The sequence below is a fragment of the Micromonospora sp. NPDC093277 genome (assembly GCF_044765245.1).
GTDB lineage: Bacteria > Actinomycetota > Actinomycetes > Mycobacteriales > Micromonosporaceae > Micromonospora.
Genome location: NZ_JBIWJO010000005.1, coordinates 350,072 through 367,405 on the forward strand (window position 1 = coordinate 350,072; position 17,334 = coordinate 367,405).

Sequence of the window (17,334 nt, forward strand, 5' to 3'; positions counted from 1 at the left end):
GTGGGGCTCCGTACTCGTCGGGCGGCGCGACGCGTTCCGTTCCGACTCTCAGGGCTGGGTAACGCATGCGCGACGTTCCGGGCAGAACTCCGAAGTACCTGGTGATCCGGGACGACCTGATCAGGCGGATCAGGAACGGGGAGTTCGCGCCCGGCGACGCGCTGCCGGGTCAGCGTCACCTGAGCGATGAGTACGGCGTCAGCCTCATGACGCTGCGCCAGGCGCTGGACGAGCTCTGCGACCAGGGCGTGGTGGAGCAGCTTCCCGGCAGGGGCACGTACGTCAGGGCCCTGCCCGTCCCGTACTCGATGGGAAATCTGCGCAGCCTGGCCGACGACCTGCGGGCGCACGGCATCGAGGTACGTACCCGGGTGTTGAGCCGCGAGATCATCCCCGCGCCCGAGGAGCTCATCCGGCGGTTCCGGATTCCCGCGGACAGTCAGCTGCTGAAGCTGGAACGGATCCGGATCGTCCGGGGAACTCCGCTGATCCATCAGCTGTCCTACCTCCCGCAGCCGTTCGCGGACCTGCTGTCCGACGTGGACTTCGAGCAGCAGGAGCTGTACGCCGTCCTGACGGAACGGGCCGGAGCGGTGGCGGCACAGGCCGAGGAGACGATCACGCCGGTGCTCATGCCCGAGCACGTCGGCGAGCTGCTCGGCCTCCCCGCGGGCGAGCCGGCGATGCGCAGTGAGCGGGTCACCCGCGACGCCGACCGGCGGACGCTGGTCGTCGACTTCGCCGTCCTCGCCGGGAACGGCGTCGTGATCATGAATACCCGGGAGGCCGGCGGCCACCTGATGAGCTACGCCATCGGGGATAACTCCCCGTCGATGTGAGGCGGTTCCGGACACCAATCCGCCACAGTTCTAGAACTCAATCCGGCAAGCTGGTATAACCATCTTGCCGTTCTAGAACTGTGAGGAGAACTGCCATGGACCAACTCATGCGTGTCGGCCAGCAGGCCGTCACGGCCGACTCCCGCCGACCGGCCGGGCTCGGCAGGTTCGGCGAGTACGGCGGCCGGTTCGTCCCGGAGTCACTCGTACCGGCCTGCGAGGCGGTCGAGCGGGCGTTCACCGAGGCCTGGGCCGACCCGGTGTTCCGGGCCGAACTGCACCACGTGCTCTCGATCTACGTGGGCCGGCCGACGCCGTTGACACCGGCGGCGCGCCTCTCCGCCGAGCTGGGCATCAACCTGCTGCTCAAGCGGGAGGACCTGACCCACACCGGCTCGCACAAAATCAACAATGTCCTCGGTCAGGCACTGCTGGCGCGGCGGATGGGCAAACACCGCCTGATCGCCGAGACCGGCGCGGGCCAGCACGGCGTGGCCACCGCCACCGCCGCCGCCCTGCTCGGCATGCAGACCACGGTCTTCATGGGCGAACGGGACACCGAACGGCAGCAGCTCAACGTCTTCCGGATGAAGATGCTCGGGGCCGAGGTGATCCCGGTGACCACCGGAAGCCGCACCCTCAAGGACGCGTGCAGCGAGGCGCTGCGCCACTGGGTCACCGCGGTCGAGGACTCCCACTACTGCCTCGGCTCGGCGATGGGCCCCCACCCGTACCCCTGGATGGTCCGCCAGTTCCAGCGCGTGATCGGCGACGAGGCCCGGACGCAGTGCGCGAGCAGCCTCTCCACCGGTGCACCCGACTTCGTCGTGGCCTGCGTCGGCGGCGGCTCCAACGCGGCCGGCACCTTCGCCGGCTTCGTCGACACCCCGGCCCGGCTGGTCGGCGTCGAGGCCGCGGGCGGCGCCGCGATCAACGCCGGCTCCACCGGGGTGCTGCACGGTTTCCGCTCCAAGGTGCTGCAGGACGAGCACGGACAGATCAGCGAGGCACACTCGATCGCGCCCGGGCTGGACTACCCGGGCGTCGGCCCGGAACACGCGTACCTGGCGGACCTGGGACGGGCCAGCTACGTGACCGTGGACGACGCCGAGGTGGTGGCCGCGACGCACCGGCTCGCCCGCACCGAGGGCATCCTCTGCGCGCTGGAGTCCGCGCACGCGGTGGCGTGGGTGATCCGCGCCGCCGGCGACGGCACGATCCCCCCGGGCGCGACGGTGATGCTCACCCTCTCGGGCCGGGGCGACAAGGACATGGCGACCCTGATGGAGCTGTCTTGAACGCGCTGGAGACCCGGACCCGCGCGGCCAGGGCCGCCGGACGCAAACTGCTCGTGCCGTACCTCACCGGCGGCGTCACCGAGGACTGGACCGACCTGCTGCGGGCCGCCGTGGACGCCGGCGTCGACGCCATCGAGATCGGCCTCCCGTTCTCCGACCCGACCCTGGACGGACCGGTCGTCCAACGGTCCTCGTATCAGGCGCTGGCCCGGGGCGCGACCACCCGGCGGATCCTCGACGACCTCTCCCGGCTCGGCCTGCCCGTACCGCTGATCGGGTTCACCTACGCCAACCTGGTCCTGCACGACGGCGCCGACGCGTTCTGCGCCGCGCTCCGCGACGCCGGAGCGCACGGCCTGATCGTGCCGGACCTGCCGATCGACGAGGTGGAGCCGATCGCCACCGCGGCCGAGGGCAACGCGCTCGACCTCGTGCTGCTCGCCTCCCCGTCCACCGCCGCGCAGCGCCGGGTCGAGATCGCCAGGCGCAGCCGCGGCTTCGTGTACGCGGTCAGCGTCATGGGGACCACCGGCGAGCAGGCACAGCTGCGGGAGCCCGGCCGGGAGCTGGTGACCTCGCTCCAGCAGGCCACGGATCTTCCAGTGCTGCTCGGGTTCGGCATCTCCGGCCCCGAACAGGCGGCCGAGGCCTGCGCGTACGCCGACGGGGTCGCCGTCGGCTCGGCGCTGATGCGCCGGGTGCTCGACGGGGCCGGACCCGCCGAGCTCGGCGGTTTCCTGGCCCGGCTGCGGACGGCGCTGGACGCGACCGATCAGTGAACCACTTCACCTCGGCCGCGTAACGGAACTCGGCACGCGGCCGGCCAATTCGGCCGACATCTCAACCGATGGGAAGAATCCGGTGCGGATCCGCCCAGCGGAAATCACATTTTTTGATCGACTGTCCAGTACCCGGCACCGGTACTCCCATGACGCGCCGCCGCCAAGTACTCTCCCGGCGGAGAGGAACGCAATGATCAGTCGTCGAAAGTTGATCGCCACCGGCCTGGGTGTCACGGCCGGCCTGGTGACGGCAGGTTGCAACCAGAAAACCTCGTCCGACGCTTCGTGGTCGCAGGCGGACCCGGCTGCGGCGGCGGACGCGGCCGTGGACGAGGTGCGGGTGACCGTCACGCCGGCCGCCGACGCCACGAAGGTGTCGCCGCTCGACCAGGTCGTGGTGGCGGCCGAGGGCGGCACGCTCAAGGACGTCTCGGTGGCGACGGGCGGCAAGACCGTCGCCGGCAAGGTGGACAGCGACGATCAGACCTGGCGATCGACCGGCAAGCTGGCCTACGGCAAGACCTACACGGTCACCGTGTCCGTCGCCGACTCCGCCGGCACGCTGAGCGAGCACACGAGCAGCTTCAGCACCGTGAAGCCGTCCGGGATCGCCTCGATCACGTTCCAGGCCAACGCGCTGACCGCGCTCCGGACGGGCGGCACGTACGGGGTCGGTCAGCCGGTCATGGTGAACTTCAGCAAGCCGGTCAAGAACCGCGCCGAGGCCGAGAAGGCGATGCAGGTCGAGACCACGCCGGCCGTCGAGGGACGGTGGCGCTGGATCGACGGGCAGAACGCGCACTGGCGGCCGGAAAAGTACTGGGCCGCCGGCACGAAGATCTCGGTGAAGATCAACCTCTTCGGCAAGGATCTCGGCAAGGGGGTCTACGGCGGCTCCAACGCGAGCACGAACTTCACCATCGGCCCGTCCCGCATCGCCATCGCGGACGCCCGCACCCACCGGATGAAGGTCTACCTCGACGGCAAGATGGTGCGGGACATCCCGATCAGCATGGGCAAGGGCGGCACCAGCAAGAACGCGGACGGGGAGGTCATCAGCTACTGGACCCGTTCGGGTCCGCACGTGGTCATGACGCGCGAGCCGTCGCACCGGATGACCTCGGCCAGCTACGGGGTCGTCGACCCCAAGAACCCCGACTACTACGACGAGGTCATCCAGCTCTGCCTGCGGATCTCGTACTCGGGCGAGTTCGTCCACATGGCGGACTGGAACATCGGCGCGCAGGGCAACCAGAACACCTCGCACGGCTGCATCAACGTCGGACCGGCCCATGCCAAGTGGTTCTACGAAACGTTCCGGCTCGGTGACGTCGTCGACGTACGCAACACCCCGCGGGCGATGACGCTCACCGACGGGGTGGGCGACTGGACGATTCCGTGGAACAAGTGGTGACCATCCTCGTCCCGGCGTAGTGGCGGGGCCGCCGGTCCGGGTCGCGGACCGTCGGCCCCGCCGCCGTGCTGGCGCCGGTCACGGTGGTTCAGAATCCCGTCAGCCCGGCCCCGTACGGATAGAGCGGGTTCCCGTACGTCGTCGCCGGCGGTTGGCCGGCGTCGATGCTGGCCCGGATCTGGTTGCGTTCGGCCGCGGTGGCCCCCAGGTCGTACGGCAGGTCCCAGGCCTCCACGGCGTCGGCCGGTACGTCGGTGCCGCCGGGCCGGAGCACGTCGGCCAGGCTGCGCGGCAACTGCCACGGCAGCTTGCCGCTCGGCGCGTAGTCGCCGAAGAGCAGGCTCGCCAGCGCCGGGCCCATCTCCTCGCCGCCCCGATAGGTGACGACGATGGCGTTGGCCAGGTCGCGCCACTCGGTGATGACGTACGGCCGGGGCATGACCAGTGCCACCACCACCGGGATCCCGCGGGACCGGAAGCCCTGGATCAGCGCGAGCTGGTCCGGCGGGAGGTAGGGCTGTTCCTTGGTCCAGTTGGTGGCGTGGGTGTAGGAGGCCTCCCCCACCGCCACGACGGCCAGCTTGGGGTTCGGCCCGTCGTCCGCGTAGACGTTCACCCCGTTCCTGGTCGCCCGGCCGCGGACCGCGTCCAGGATGGTCTGCGAGCCGTACTCGGAGTGGAAGAAGCTGGTCCAGACGCAGCAGCCGGCGGGGTCGGCCGCCCGCGGCCCGGCCACCACGATGTTGTCGCCCGGGTTCAGCCGGATCGGCAGCACCGCCCCGTCGTTCTTCAACAGCGTCATCGCCTCCCGGGATGCCTGGTTCGCCAGCGCCGCGTAGGACGGCTGGTGGAAGCGGTACGGGCCGTTGACCGGGTCGCCGTAGGGGCTCTCGAAGATACCGAGCTGGAACTTCAACCGCAGCACGCGCCGGACGGCGTCGTCGATCCGGGCGGCCGGCACGTTGGCGGTGAAGGTGGCCATCGAGAAGCCGGCCGCGCCCGGGTCCGCGCCGCCCATGACGTCGGAGCCGGCCTTCGCCGCGCCGACCCACGAGCCGGACGGCAGCCAGTCGGTCGTGATCAGGCCCTGGTAGCCGAGGTTCTGACGCAGGTACGCCAGGATCGGCGCGCTGTCACCGGCGCCCGGGCCGCCCGGGTCGAGCAACGAGCTGCCTGCGTACCCGGGCATGATGTTGACCGCGCCCGCCTCGATCGCCGCGCGGAACGGGATCATGTGGTATTTGATCGTGACGCCGTCGTAGACGATCAGCGCCTCGCCGCCGGCGCCCTCACCGGGCCAGTGCTTCACGGTGGCGAGCACCGACTGGGGGTTCAGCTCCGGGCCGCCCTGCAGCCCGGCCACCAGCGCCCGCACCTGGGCGGCGGCGACCTGCGCGTTCTCGCCGTTGCCCTCCTGGATACGCGGATAGATCACCTTGGTGCCGACCTCGGCGAGTGGTCCGAGGACTCCCCGCGTGCCGACCTCGAGCTGCTCCCGCCGCTGCATGTCGCCGAGCTTGTAGTCCAGCGGGTAGTCCTTCGCGGCGGCCAGGGCACTCTGCATCGGATAGGTGGTCTGGTAGCCGTGGATGGTGTCGCCCGCCGAGACGAACGGGATCCCCAGCCGGGTGCCGGCCGACGCGAGGAGCTGGTTGTGCAGGTCCTGCGCCTGGGCGGGGCCGAAGTGCCAGCCCGAGCGGGGGTACGCCTGGGCGTTGTAGAACATCTGGTACGCCTTCTCCTCGGCCGTCATCCGGCCCAGGAGGTCGTTCACCCGGGTCTCGACCGGCAGCCGCCAGTCCTCGTACGGCTCGATGGTGCCGTTCTTGTTGAGGTCCCGGCTGCCGGCGACGATGTTGACGCCGTCGGCGATGGTTTCGAGGGTGGGTAGGTAGACGCTGAACTGGCGGATGTTCGAGGTGGTCGTCGTGGCGCCGATCGAGGTGACGTACCACTTGTAGGTCCAGCGGTCCGGCAGGTCCCAGGTCGGCGTGTAGGAGGTGCCGGTCGGCTCGGCGACCTTCGTGTAGAGGTCGATGAGGTTGCCGGAGGCGGTGAAGTCGTAGTCGGTCCGGCTGATGTTGATCCACACCTGGTATCGGGTGGCGCCGGCGACGGCCGCCCAGGAGAGGGTGGGCCGGCGGGTGGTGGTGATCATGGCGCCGTCCGCCGGGGCGGTCAGCCCGAACTGGTTGAGCGTGCCCGGCGGCCTGGTGGGGCCGGAGAGCATGGGCGCCGTGGTCGCCGTGTCGTCGAGGGTGCCGTAGACCTGGAACTCCCACAGCGAGTACCCGTAGCCGGTGGCGCGGGCGGTGCCGTAGAACCGGAGGTAGCGCCCGGTGCCGGCCACGGTGAGCTGCTCGACGCCGCCCCGCCCGGTGGTGGTGGAGTAGATGCTCGTCCAGGTGTTGGCGTCGTTGGACATCTCCAGCCGGTAGCCGGTGGCGTAGGCGGCCTCCCAGTTGAGGACGACCCTGTTCACGGTGGCGACGCCGCCGAAGTCGACGCGGAGCCACTGCGGATCGCTGAACTCGCTCGACCAGCGGGTGTTCGTCCGGCCGTCCAGCGCGGCGGCGGGCGCGTTGCCGCCCTCCCAGGAGGAGGCGGCGACCTTCTTGAACTCCGAGATCGGCCGGCCGCCGGGCGGACCCGAGCCGCCGCCGGTGGTGCCGTAGACCTTGAACTCCCAGAGGGAGTAGCCGTAGCCGGTGGCGCGGGCGGTGCCGTACATCCGCACGTAGCGGCCGGTGCCGGAGACGGCCAGCGTCTGGGTGCCGCCGGTTGCGGTGGTGGTGCTGTAGATGGTCTGCCAGGGCCCGGACACGCTGTCGGAGACCTGGATCTGGAAGGACCGGGCGTAGGCGGCCTCCCAGACGAGTTCGACCTGGTCGATCGCGGCGGAGGAGCCCAGGTCGACCTGGAGCCACTGGGGGTCGGCGAAGGCGCTCGACCAGCGGGTCCCGGGATCACCGTCGGTGGCGGCGGCGGCCGGGGTGGCGGCCTGCTCGACCGAGGACGCCGTGGTCGGTTTGCCCTGTGAGATCAGTGGCCCGGCGGCCGCGGCGGTCTGGACGGGGACGGCCGCGTAGGTGGCGAGCAGGGTGAGCAGCGCCGCGATCGTGGCGGCGAGGCGGCGGCGCGGGCGGGCTGGTGGTGGTTGCGGTGGCGCTGTCGGCATGGCTGGCTCCCGGACGGGTGGTGGTGGCGACGGGAACGGAGAGCGCTCTCCATCAGAGTCATCGAGTTGCTTCTATCAGTCAAGAGGGCGCGGCGAGTGGTCGCCCGGCGGCGGTTCCGGAACTCCAGCCGCTTGACACGGGCGCGATCCAGGGGCGACTCTCGGCGTGAGAGCGCTCTCCGTCGGACACCACACCGCAGGAGACATCCATGAATGTCGCTCACCCAGTCCACCACCGACACCGGTCGGCCCGTACCGGCCGACGTCACCCGGCCCGCCTCCTCACCACCGCCGCCGCCCTCCTGGCGCTCCTCGCCGGCTACGCGGCGGTGACCGCGTCGGCACCCGCCAACGCCGCGTCCGCACTCCTCTCCCAGGGCAGACCCGCGACCGCCTCGTCCACCGAGAACGCCGGCGCACCCGCCTCGGCGGCGGTCGACGGCAACACCGGCACCCGCTGGTCGAGCGCCTTCGCCGACCCCCAGTGGCTCCAGGTCGACCTGGGCTCCTCCGCCGCGATCGACCAGGTCGAACTCGTCTGGGAGGCCGCCTACGCCCGGTCCTTCCAGATCCAGGTCTCCGACAGCGTGTCCGGGCCCTGGCAGACCATCTACAGCACCACCACCGCAACCGGCGGCACCCAGACGCTGGCCGTCTCCGGCACCGGCCGCTACGTGCGGATGTACGGCACCGCCCGCGCCACCGGCTACGGCTACTCCCTCTGGGAGTTCAAGGTCTACGGCACCACCGCCACCAGTTGCACGGGCAACGCCGCCCTCAACCGTCCGGCGGCGGCCTCGTCGGCGGAGAACGCCGCCACGTCCGCCTCGTCCGCGGTCGACGGCAACACCGGCACCCGCTGGTCGAGCGCCTTCACCGACCCCCAGTGGCTCCGGGTCGACCTGGGCAGCACCCAGGCGCTCTGCCAGGTGGTGCTGCAGTGGGAGGCGGCCTACGGGCAGGCGTTCCAGATCCAGGTCTCCACCGGCGCCGACGGACCCTGGACCACGGTGTACAGCACCACCACCGGCACCGGCGGCACCCAGACACTCAACGTTTCCGGATCCGGGCGCTACGTGCGGATGTACGGCACGACCCGCGCCACCGCGTACGGCTACTCGCTGTGGGAGTTCGTCGTGCGGACCACGTCGTCGGGCACCACCCCGCCGCCGACGAGCCCGCCGCCCACCGGCGGCTTCTGGGGCGACACCGGCTCGATTCCCCCGGCCCAGAACGTGCTCACGGTGAAGGTGCTCAACCGGACGAACGGCCGCTACCCCGACAGCCAGGTCTACTGGAGCTACAACGGCCAGGCGCACTCGATCGCGGAGCAGCCGTACTTCGACATGCCCGTGAACACCGCCGGCCGGATGTACTTCTACCTCGGCTCACCGACCAGCCAGTACAGCGACTTCATCGAGTTCACCGTCGGGCCGAACCAGTTCAACGGCAACACCACCCGGGTCGACGCGTTCGGGTTGAAGCTGGCGATGCGGCTGCACGCCCGCACCGGATACGACGTGTCCGTCGGTGAGACCGAGGCGACGTTCGCCGAGGACCGGTCGGTGACCTTCCAGCGGTTCTCGGACGCGATGCCGGCCGAGTTCAAGCACCTGGCCACCATCGGGGCGCCGTACCGGATCCCGTCGCCGGGGAGCACGCCGCAGTTCCGTTCCGGCGGCCAGTACGCGTCCTACCTGAGCGGGTACGCGTCCTCGGTCGGGCTGCCCGCCGCCACCTCGGACATCTTCGGCTGCGCCGGGCCGCTGGCCGGCGATCCGGCCGGCTGCGCCGCGCTCAACCGGCACGTCGCGCACCTGCCGCGGGCGCAGTGGTCGGATCCGAGCCTGTTCTACCAGCAGGCGCCGGCGAACTACTACGCGAAGTTCTGGCACGACAACGCCATCGGTGGCCGGGCGTACGGCTTCCCGTACGACGACTACGCCGACCAGTCCTCGTTCGTCTCGACCGGCGATCCCCAGTGGTTGCTCGTCGCCGTGGGCTGGTGATCGGCGCACACCTGACCACGGCCGCGCAGATATTGGCATATTCCGATTGATGCGTGACCCTGCTGCCCGGTGAGCGCTCTCCACACCGGTCATCACCGACCGTCCGTCCCGGCCGCCGCACACCACCACCCGGCGGCCGGAACGGACCGGGCCGCGCCGTACCCGCCGGGTGCGCCGGCGAACCGGTTCGCCGCGTGCGTCCGGTCCGACCACCTACCACTCCGCAAGGAGACACCATGGCAGTCCTCCCCGTCCCGGCCCTCGACCCGACACCACCCGCGTCCGCCCGACGCCGGCTCGCCGTCGTCCTCGTCCTGGTGGCCGTCATGGTCGCGAGCTTCGTCGCGGCCGTCACCACCGCCGCCAACGCGGCCGATCCGCTGCTGTCGCAGGGCCGGCCGGTCACCGCCTCGTCCCTCCAGAACGCCGCCTTCCCCGCCGCTGCCGCCGTCGACGGCGACCTCGGCACCCGGTGGTCCAGCGCCGGCGCCGATCCGCAGTGGATCCGCGTCGACCTCGGCGCCGCCGCGGCCATCACCCAGGTCACGCTGAACTGGGAGGCCGCGTACGCAACCGCGTACCAGATCCAGGTCTCGGCCGACGACGCGACCTGGACGACCGTCTACGCCACCACCACCTCGACCGGCGGTACCCAGCAGCTCACCGTCACCGGCTCCGGCCGGTACGTACGCGTCTACACCACGGCCCGGGCCACCCAGTACGGCGTGTCACTGTGGGAGTTCCGGGTGTACGGCACGACCACCGCCACCGGCTGCGACACCACCGGCAACGCCGCGCTGAACCGCCCGGCGACCGCGTCGTCGACCGAGAACGCGGCCTTCCCCGCGTCGTCCGCCGTCGACGGTAACGCCGGCACCCGGTGGTCCAGCGCCGCCGCCGACCCGCAGTGGATCCAGGTCGACCTCGGTTCGTCCCGCTCCATCTGCCGCGTCGACCTGAGCTGGGAGGCCGCGTACGCGACGGCGTACCAGATCCAGGTCTCCGACAACGGCTCCACCTGGACGACCGGCTACGCCACCACCACCTCGACCGGCGGCACCCAACAGCTCACCGTCACCGGCTCCGGCCGGTACGTCCGGGTCTATGGCACCGCGCGGGCGACCGTCTGGGGCTACTCGCTCTGGGAGTTCGCGGTGCGCACCTCCGCCGGTTCGCCGCCGTCGAGCCCGCCACCGTCCACTCCCCCACCGTCCACTCCCCCGCCGTCCACTCCCCCGCCGTCCACTCCCCCGCCGGGCGGGGACGTCCTGCTGTCCTACGGCAAGCCGGGGTTCGCCTCGTCGTACCAGGACGACGGCGCCTGCTGGCAGTGCAACCCGTCGCGCGCGTTCGACCTGGACCCGGCCTCACGCTGGGCGACCAGCGCCACCACCGGCTGGGTCGACCCGGGCTGGATCTACGTGGACCTCGGCGCCACCGCGACCATCCACCGGGTCGTCCTGCAGTGGGACCCGGCCTACGCGACCGCCTACCAGATCCAGACGTCGAACGACGCGAGCACCTGGACCACCATCTACAGCACCACCAGCGGCAAGGGCTTCAAGCAGACCCTGAACGTCACCGGCACCGGCCGCTACGTACGGATGTACGGCACCGCCCGCAACAGCACCTACGGCTACTCACTGTGGGAGTTCCAGGTGTACGGCACCGGCGGTGCACCGACCGCCCCGCCACCCGTGCCGGCGGACCCGACCTTCCCCGCCACCAGGCTCGTCTTCGCCGACGAGTTCAACGGTGGGGCCGGCAGCAAGCCCGACCCGGCGAAGTGGACCATCGACCCCGGCACCGGCCAGAACGGCGAGCTGCAGTACTACACCGACAACGCCAACGCCGCCATGAACGGCAGCGGCCAGCTCGTCATGGAGGCCCGACGGGAGACGGCCGGCGGGCGGGCGTACACCTCGCACCGGATGAACACCAGCAACAAGTTCCACGTCCAGTACGGCCGGGTGGAGGCCCGGATCAAGGTGCCCAAGGGCAACGGGTTCTGGCCGGCGTTCTGGATGATGGGCGCCGACTTCCTCCAGGGGCGCCCCTGGCCGTACAACGGCGAGATCGACATCATGGAGATCCTCGGCCGCGACCCGTACCGCAGCTACACCACGCTGCACGCGCCGGCGTACAACGGTGGCGGCGGCTACGGCCAGGAACACGTGTGGACGGTCGACCTGTCCGCCGCGTTCCATGTGTACGCGGTGGAGTGGGACAGCAAGGGGATGCGCTTCTTCGTCGACGGCACGGAGGTCTTCTACGCCAGCAAGGACACCGTCGAGGCGACACGCGGCCCGTGGGTGTACGACCACCAGTTCTATCTGATTCTCAACCTGGCGGTGGGTGGTGACTGGCCGGGGCCGCCGGACGCGTCGACGCCGTTCCCGTCCCAGATGCTCGTCGACTACGTCCACGTCTACCAGTGACCGGCGGCGTGCCGGGCGGCCACCCGCCCGGCACGGGCCGCCGGAAGCCGGGCACGGTCCGACGCACGGACAGTTACGCCAGAGAGCGCTCTCCCGGCACCGTGCTATAACAACGGCATGGCGAATCCGTCCCAACCAGGTTCCCGCGCCGCCGGGTACCCGCCACGGACGGCCGGCCCGCGCACCGACGGGGACCGGCCCCGGCTGCCGACACTGGAGGACGTCGCCCGCCTGGCCGGGGTCTCGCGGGCGACGGTGTCCCGGGTCATCAACGGCGTACGCAACGTCGACCCGGACCTGCACGCCGTCGTCTGGTCGGCGGTGGACGCCACCGGCTACGTACCCAACCGGGCGGCCCGATCCCTGGTCACCCGGCGCGCCGGCACCATCGCCCTGGTCGTCTCGGACAGTCACGACCACGACGACGACCCGTTCTTCAGCCGCTTCCTCGCCGACCCGTTCTTCGGGCGGGCGGTCGGTGGCGCGATGAGCGTCCTCGGCGCGACCACCATCCAACTCGCCCTGCACCTGGTCGGCAACGAGCAGGCGCGGGCCAGGCTCGTCGGCGACCTGCGCCAGGGGCAGGCCGACGGGGTGCTCCTGCTGTCCCTGCATCCGGACGACACCCTGCCGGCCCGCCTGGTCGAGGCCGCGATTCCGGTGGTCATGGTGGGACGGCCGGCCCGCCGCCACACCTCGATCAGCTACGTCGACGTGGCGAACGAGCTCGGCGCCGCGCTGGCCGTCGACCATCTGCTGGCGCGCGGCTGCCGGCAGGTGGCGCTCATCGGTGGCCTGGCGGACACACCGGCCAGCCAGGACCGGTCCACCGGCTTCCGGCAGGCCATGGCACGACGGGGACGCACCAGGTCACCGTACGAGGCCGGAGACTTCACCCGGGACAGCGGCGAGGCCGCCATGCGCCGCCTGCTGGACCGGCATCCCGAGGTCGACGGCGTCTTCGTCGCCAACGACCTGATGGCGCAGGGCGCCCTCAACGCGGTGCGCGCGGCAGGCCGCCGGGTGCCCGAGGACGTGGCGGTCGTCGGCTTCGACGACAGCAGCGCGGCGCAGGCCGCCCAGCCACCACTGACCACCGTCCGGCAGCCGCTGGAGGACATGGCGGCGGAGGCGACCCGGATGTTGCTGGCCCGCGTCGACGATCCGGAGTTGACCAGCTCCTCGACCATCTTCGATCCCCTCCTGGTCGTCCGCGCCTCGACCTGAGCGGCCGCTGAATGCTGAGCGGCCCCATCGACCTGAGATGGCCCTGACCGCGGTGCCATGAGCGCGCGCTCATGGCACCGCGGTCCTCAGTCGGTCAGCACATGAGCACGCCGGTGTCGTAGCTGTACTGCCCCCACCACCGCAGGTGCGGGAGGGTCTGACGTCCGACGCGCCCATCGACCGAGATTCCGGCACCCCTGTTGTTGGCGCAGGTCTGGAAGACCTTGACCGCACCGGTCGTGACCGGACCATAGTTACCGTCGATGGCGATGTCGTACGGGTAGACGTACCAGGAGAGGGTCCAGTTCAGCAGGCACTGCACCTCCCGGACGGCGGTGCCCGTGTCGCCGGGGCCGATGTCGTACGTGGCCGGGCCCTTCGGGCAACCCGCCTCCAGAGCCTGCATGCCACGGTCCATTCGCGACCCGGACCGGTCCTGGCTCGTTGCGGCGTCGCCGTTGTTGGCGACGGCGCTGTTCGAGGTGCCGCCCGCCTGCGCCGGGGCTGCCAGCGCGAGCGCGGCCGTGCCGGCCGCCACGAAAATCCCCAACGCACGTCGTACAGTTCGAGTCACTGTTCTTCCCTTCGTCGTCTGCCTCAAGGGCGTTTGCCGTTGGCCCACCGCTGTTCTCACTCGGATGGCGCCGCCAGCCCGGCAGCCGCCAGACACTGGTCGCCGCGATCCCGGAAGCCCGTCCGCCGAATGGCTCCCCGTGCCTCCTTCCCCGGCGACCACGCCGGCCGCCGGCCATTGCCGTACTCGCATCGAAGGTGCATCCGGCCGTACTCAGGGGCCGCATGCCGTGGCCGGCCGTGTTGAACGAATGGCTTCGACCAGGTTTGTGAGAACACGGCCTGGCAGGGATGTGAGGCCTTCAGGGCTCAGACGCACCGGGAGATCGACGGGTTCGGATCGTGGCCCGTGTTGACGTAGTCGCCCGCCAGCATGCCGTTGGCGTTTCCGTAGAAGGCGTTGTACCAGACGGTGTTGCCATTGACCGACGAGCCGGTCGCCCAGCAGTTCAGGTAAACCGACTTGCCCGTCGGAATGGTGAGGATGACCGAGCACTGCGAGAGGTTGAGCCACTGGCAGTTGCGAAGGTTCAGATTCGTCTGGGTCTGGAACGTGCCGCCGGCGAACGCCGGGGTGGGGACGAAGCCGACCGCTGCGGTCACCGCGACGACGGACGCGGCCAAGAGGCGGTTCAGTCTCATGCGTACTCCTGATGATCGAAGTGGCGTGGCCGGTGCCGCGGACAGCGGATGGATCGACCTGAGGCAACGGTCGCAGGCGACCGCCGACGACAACAGGAGCTTGACCGGCGGTTCACCGGCGAGCAGCCAGAGCCACGGAACCGGGAAATGCCTCGGGGCCAGGCCGGCACCTGGACCACTCAGCCGTCGCGACCGGCTGCGGCTCACGCCCCGGGTCGCCAGCGGGTGGGGCCATCAACGCCGCAGGTCGGCGGCCCCCGCGTGACGTTGCCGCCCCTGCCCCGAACTCACCCCCATCGCGCCCTGATCGCACTATCAACTTCGATGTGTGTCCACGTACGCTCGGAGCGTCACCGGCAATCGAGCGGCGACATCCTGCCGGGAAGATGTCTTGAGGCGGAGGCACCCATTCACACGATCGGCGATGCCCTGCGCGCCCACCGGCGGGCGATGAGCCTCTCTCAGGAGGAGCTCGCGGAACGGGCCGGAATGAGCGTCCGAAACCTCCGAGCGATCGAGGTCGGCCAGGTTCGTACCCCCCGGCAACGCACCGTCCGGCTGCTCGCCGAGGCGCTCGGCCTCACCCCCGCCCAGCGACTGCGGTTCTACGCCCTGGCCCGATGCGGCGAGGCAACCTCCGCGCCCACGACGTCCTGGGCCGGCTCCGAGGCAGCACCGGCACGACCCGTCCCGGCCCAACTACCGGCCGACGTCAACCTGGTCGGGCGCGGCGACCCGCTCGCCCAACTGGACCGCATCCTCGCCGGCCGACGGTCGCGTGCAGTCACGACCATCGCGATCATCGGGCCGGCGGGCATCGGGAAGACCAGCCTCGCCGTGCACTGGGCCCACCGGGTTCGGCACCGGTTCCCCGGCGGACAACTCTTCGTGGACCTGCGCGGATTCGACCCCCGGCAACCACCGCTGGCGGCGGGGCTCGCGTCAGCGGCCTTCCTCGACGCGCTCGGCGTACCCGCCCCGTCGATGCCGGCCGACGATATCGGACGTACCGGCCTGCTCCGCAGCCTGCTCATCAACCGGCGGATGCTGCTCGTCCTCGACAACGCACAGGACAGCGAGCAGGTCCGCCCCCTGCTACTCGGCGGGGCGGGCTGCCTGGTGCTGGTCACCAGCCGGGACCGGCTGGTGGGGCTGGTCGCCGGCAACTCCGCCCATTCGGTCGAACTGGGCCCGCTCACCGCCGAGGCGTCCCGGCAACTGCTGGCCGGACGGACCGGCCCCCCGCGGACGGCGGCGGACTCCGCCGCCGTCGACGTGATCACCGAGGCCTGCGGCGGGTTGCCACTCGCCCTCACCGTGGCAGCCGCCCGGATCACCAGCCGTGCGTCAACACCGTTACAGACGGTCGCACAAGAACTGACCCGGCCCGGGAACCGGCTGGACGGGTTCGCCAGCCGCGACACCGCCACCGACCTCCGCTCCTGCCTGGACGGTTCGTACCAGCTCCTCAGCGAGCCCGCCGCTCGCCTGTTCCGACTGCTCGGCCTGCACCCGGGCCCGGCCACCGCGGTCGCCGCCGCCAGCCTCGCCGGTGTCTCCCTCTACCGGGCCTACCCGCTGCTCACCGAACTCCACCAGGCCAACCTGCTCACCGAGCAGGGGGACGCACGCTACCACCAGCACGATCTGATCGCCGCGTACGCCGCCGACCTGGTTCGCCGAGACGACCAGCCCTCCCGGCACGCGGGCCTGCGGCGCCTCTGCGACCACTACCTCCGCACCTCGATCGCCGGTGCCCGACTGCTGGAACCACGACGAGAGCTGCCGGTGGTGCGGACGCCCTCAGCAGGCACGGTTGTGCTGGCGCTGGCAGGGGCCGAGGACGCGCGGAACTGGTTCGTGGCCCACCATTCCACCCTTCTCGCGATGGTCCGCCTGGCCGAGGTGCACGGTCTCGCGACACTGGCCTGGCAGCTCGCCTGGGCCCTGACCTCGTTCCTGTCCCGAGGCGGTCACTGGGCCGACCAGCTCGCCGTCCACCGGGTCGCCCTGCGGGCGGCCAGGACGGACGCCGACCTGCTCGGCATGTCGTATGCCTACCGGGGCATGAGCCGCGCGTACCTGCGGCTCGGCCAGCCGGACGCGGCGGAGGACGTGCTGCTCCGCGCGCTGAGCCTCGCCGCCGAACTCGGCGACCAGATCGGCCGGGCCCGCGTTCACCACGGGCTCTCGGTAGCCGCCGAGCAGCGGGACGACCTGCGCCTCGCGCTCGACCGCTGCCGGCGTTCCGCCGCGATCTTCGGCGCTCTGGGCGACACCTGTGCCCGCGCGGAGGTGCTGAACGGAGCGGGCTGGCTCAATCTGCTGGCCGGGCACGTACCCCGGGCCATGCGGCAGATCCGGACCGCGCTCGTCCTGCTGCGACGCTTCGGGGAGCGGCACGGCGAGGCAAGCGCCTGGGACAGTCTCGGGTGTGCGTACGCCGCACTCGGTCACCGGGAGGCCGCCGACAACTGCTTCCGGCGGGCGCTCGACCTCTTTCTCGACCTCGACGACCGCTACTTCCAGGCCGAGGCGCTGGTGCACCTGGGCGACAACCGGTGGGACACGGGCGACTGGGCCGCCGCCCGGAAGCACTGGCAGCGCGCGACGCATATTCTGACCGAGCTGCACCACCCGAAGACGGCCGGGGTTCGGTACCGGCTCGCCTGCGCCGACGGCGACCGCCTCGCATCGCTGTACGGCCTGCCAGGAGTGGGCGCACGCCGTGGCGTCCGGCGTGACCTCCGCCGGCGGCGACGGCGACGGCGGTGGCACCTCCGCCAACCGACAGACGGCCGCGGGTCCTCCGGATGATCCCGTCGGCCGCGCCGCAATCGAGGCTCTACACAGCACGATCGAGGCCGTGCCGGAGCCGGCCTCGGTACCGCGCCCGAACCAGCCACCACCAGCGCAGACTCCGGCCCTGAAAAC

Annotated in this window: 11 protein-coding genes; 8 read left to right on the forward strand and 3 right to left on the reverse strand. The window is 71.1% G+C overall.

The window, feature by feature from the left end:
• The first annotated feature begins 65 nt into the window (after window positions 1-65).
• The 4 genes from ACIRG9_RS13990 (at window position 66) to ACIRG9_RS14005 (ending at window position 4,333) form a co-directional block, all read left to right on the forward strand.
• Entirely contained in the window at window positions 66-839 is a 774-nt protein-coding gene (locus ACIRG9_RS13990) for a GntR family transcriptional regulator (RefSeq protein ID WP_402854819.1), read from the forward strand.
• A gap of 107 nt (window positions 840-946) precedes the next feature.
• Window positions 947-2,137 (forward strand): tryptophan synthase subunit beta, encoded by a 1,191-nt coding sequence (gene trpB / locus ACIRG9_RS13995; RefSeq protein ID WP_402854964.1) that lies wholly within the window; start codon window positions 947-949, stop codon window positions 2,135-2,137.
• Complete coding sequence (trpA, locus tag ACIRG9_RS14000; protein ID WP_402854821.1) at window positions 2,134-2,916, forward strand: tryptophan synthase subunit alpha; 783 nt, start codon at window positions 2,134-2,136, stop codon at window positions 2,914-2,916. The genes trpB and trpA overlap by 4 nt, the downstream gene beginning before the upstream one ends.
• 193 nt (window positions 2,917-3,109) lie before the next feature.
• On the forward strand, window positions 3,110-4,333 hold the full coding sequence (locus tag ACIRG9_RS14005) for an Ig-like domain-containing protein (protein ID WP_402854822.1): 1,224 nt from the start codon (window positions 3,110-3,112) through the stop codon (window positions 4,331-4,333).
• A gap of 88 nt (window positions 4,334-4,421) precedes the next feature.
• Here ACIRG9_RS14005 and ACIRG9_RS14010 read toward each other — a convergent pair whose 3' ends face one another.
• Complete coding sequence (locus tag ACIRG9_RS14010; protein ID WP_402854824.1) at window positions 4,422-7,511, reverse strand: discoidin domain-containing protein; 3,090 nt, start codon at window positions 7,509-7,511, stop codon at window positions 4,422-4,424.
• A 209-nt stretch (window positions 7,512-7,720) separates the two neighbouring features.
• Between ACIRG9_RS14010 and ACIRG9_RS14015 the strand changes: the two genes are divergently transcribed.
• The 3 genes from ACIRG9_RS14015 to ACIRG9_RS14025 all read left to right on the forward strand — a co-directional run bounded on the left by ACIRG9_RS14015 (window position 7,721) and on the right by ACIRG9_RS14025 (window position 13,185).
• Complete coding sequence (locus ACIRG9_RS14015; protein ID WP_402854826.1) at window positions 7,721-9,520, forward strand: discoidin domain-containing protein; 1,800 nt, start codon at window positions 7,721-7,723, stop codon at window positions 9,518-9,520.
• 236 nt (window positions 9,521-9,756) lie between these two features.
• The gene (locus tag ACIRG9_RS14020) at window positions 9,757-11,958 is read left to right on the forward strand and encodes a discoidin domain-containing protein (RefSeq protein ID WP_402854828.1); all 2,202 of its coding nucleotides are present in this window, start codon (window positions 9,757-9,759) and stop codon (window positions 11,956-11,958) included.
• 117 nt (window positions 11,959-12,075) lie between these two features.
• A complete protein-coding gene (locus ACIRG9_RS14025; protein ID WP_402854830.1) occupies window positions 12,076-13,185 on the forward strand; it encodes a LacI family DNA-binding transcriptional regulator in 1,110 nt (369 codons plus the stop codon).
• Between the two features lie 94 nt (window positions 13,186-13,279).
• On the opposite strand, the gene ACIRG9_RS14030 is transcribed toward ACIRG9_RS14025, so the two are convergent.
• Window positions 13,280-13,723, reverse strand: a complete 444-nt coding sequence (locus ACIRG9_RS14030) for a peptidoglycan-binding protein (protein ID WP_402854832.1) — start codon at window positions 13,721-13,723, stop codon at window positions 13,280-13,282.
• A gap of 344 nt (window positions 13,724-14,067) precedes the next feature.
• Window positions 14,068-14,400, reverse strand: coding sequence for a hypothetical protein (locus tag ACIRG9_RS14035; RefSeq protein WP_402854833.1), 333 nt, complete (start codon window positions 14,398-14,400; stop codon window positions 14,068-14,070).
• 324 nt (window positions 14,401-14,724) lie between these two features.
• Here ACIRG9_RS14035 and ACIRG9_RS14040 point away from each other — a divergent pair, with 324 nt between their 5' ends.
• Complete coding sequence (locus ACIRG9_RS14040) at window positions 14,725-17,217, forward strand: ATP-binding protein (RefSeq protein WP_402854835.1); 2,493 nt, start codon at window positions 14,725-14,727, stop codon at window positions 17,215-17,217.
• Window positions 17,218-17,334: the final 117 nt, after the last annotated feature.

Excerpts from the sequence above, each read along its gene's own strand:
- ACIRG9_RS14040 (WP_402854835.1), top strand. The coding sequence starts at position 14,725 with ATGTGTGTCCACGTACGCTCGGAGCGTCACCGGCAATCGAGCGGCGAC.
- ACIRG9_RS14005 (WP_402854822.1), top strand. The coding sequence starts at position 3,110 with ATGATCAGTCGTCGAAAGTTGATCGCCACCGGCCTGGGTGTCACGGCC.
- ACIRG9_RS14010 (WP_402854824.1), bottom strand. The coding sequence starts at position 7,511 with ATGCCGACAGCGCCACCGCAACCACCACCAGCCCGCCCGCGCCGCCGC.
- ACIRG9_RS14025 (WP_402854830.1), top strand. The coding sequence starts at position 12,076 with ATGGCGAATCCGTCCCAACCAGGTTCCCGCGCCGCCGGGTACCCGCCA.
- ACIRG9_RS13990 (WP_402854819.1), top strand. The coding sequence starts at position 66 with ATGCGCGACGTTCCGGGCAGAACTCCGAAGTACCTGGTGATCCGGGAC.
- ACIRG9_RS14020 (WP_402854828.1), top strand. The coding sequence starts at position 9,757 with ATGGCAGTCCTCCCCGTCCCGGCCCTCGACCCGACACCACCCGCGTCC.
- trpB (WP_402854964.1), top strand. The coding sequence starts at position 947 with ATGCGTGTCGGCCAGCAGGCCGTCACGGCCGACTCCCGCCGACCGGCC.
- ACIRG9_RS14035 (WP_402854833.1), bottom strand. The coding sequence starts at position 14,400 with ATGAGACTGAACCGCCTCTTGGCCGCGTCCGTCGTCGCGGTGACCGCA.
- ACIRG9_RS14015 (WP_402854826.1), top strand. The coding sequence starts at position 7,721 with ATGAATGTCGCTCACCCAGTCCACCACCGACACCGGTCGGCCCGTACC.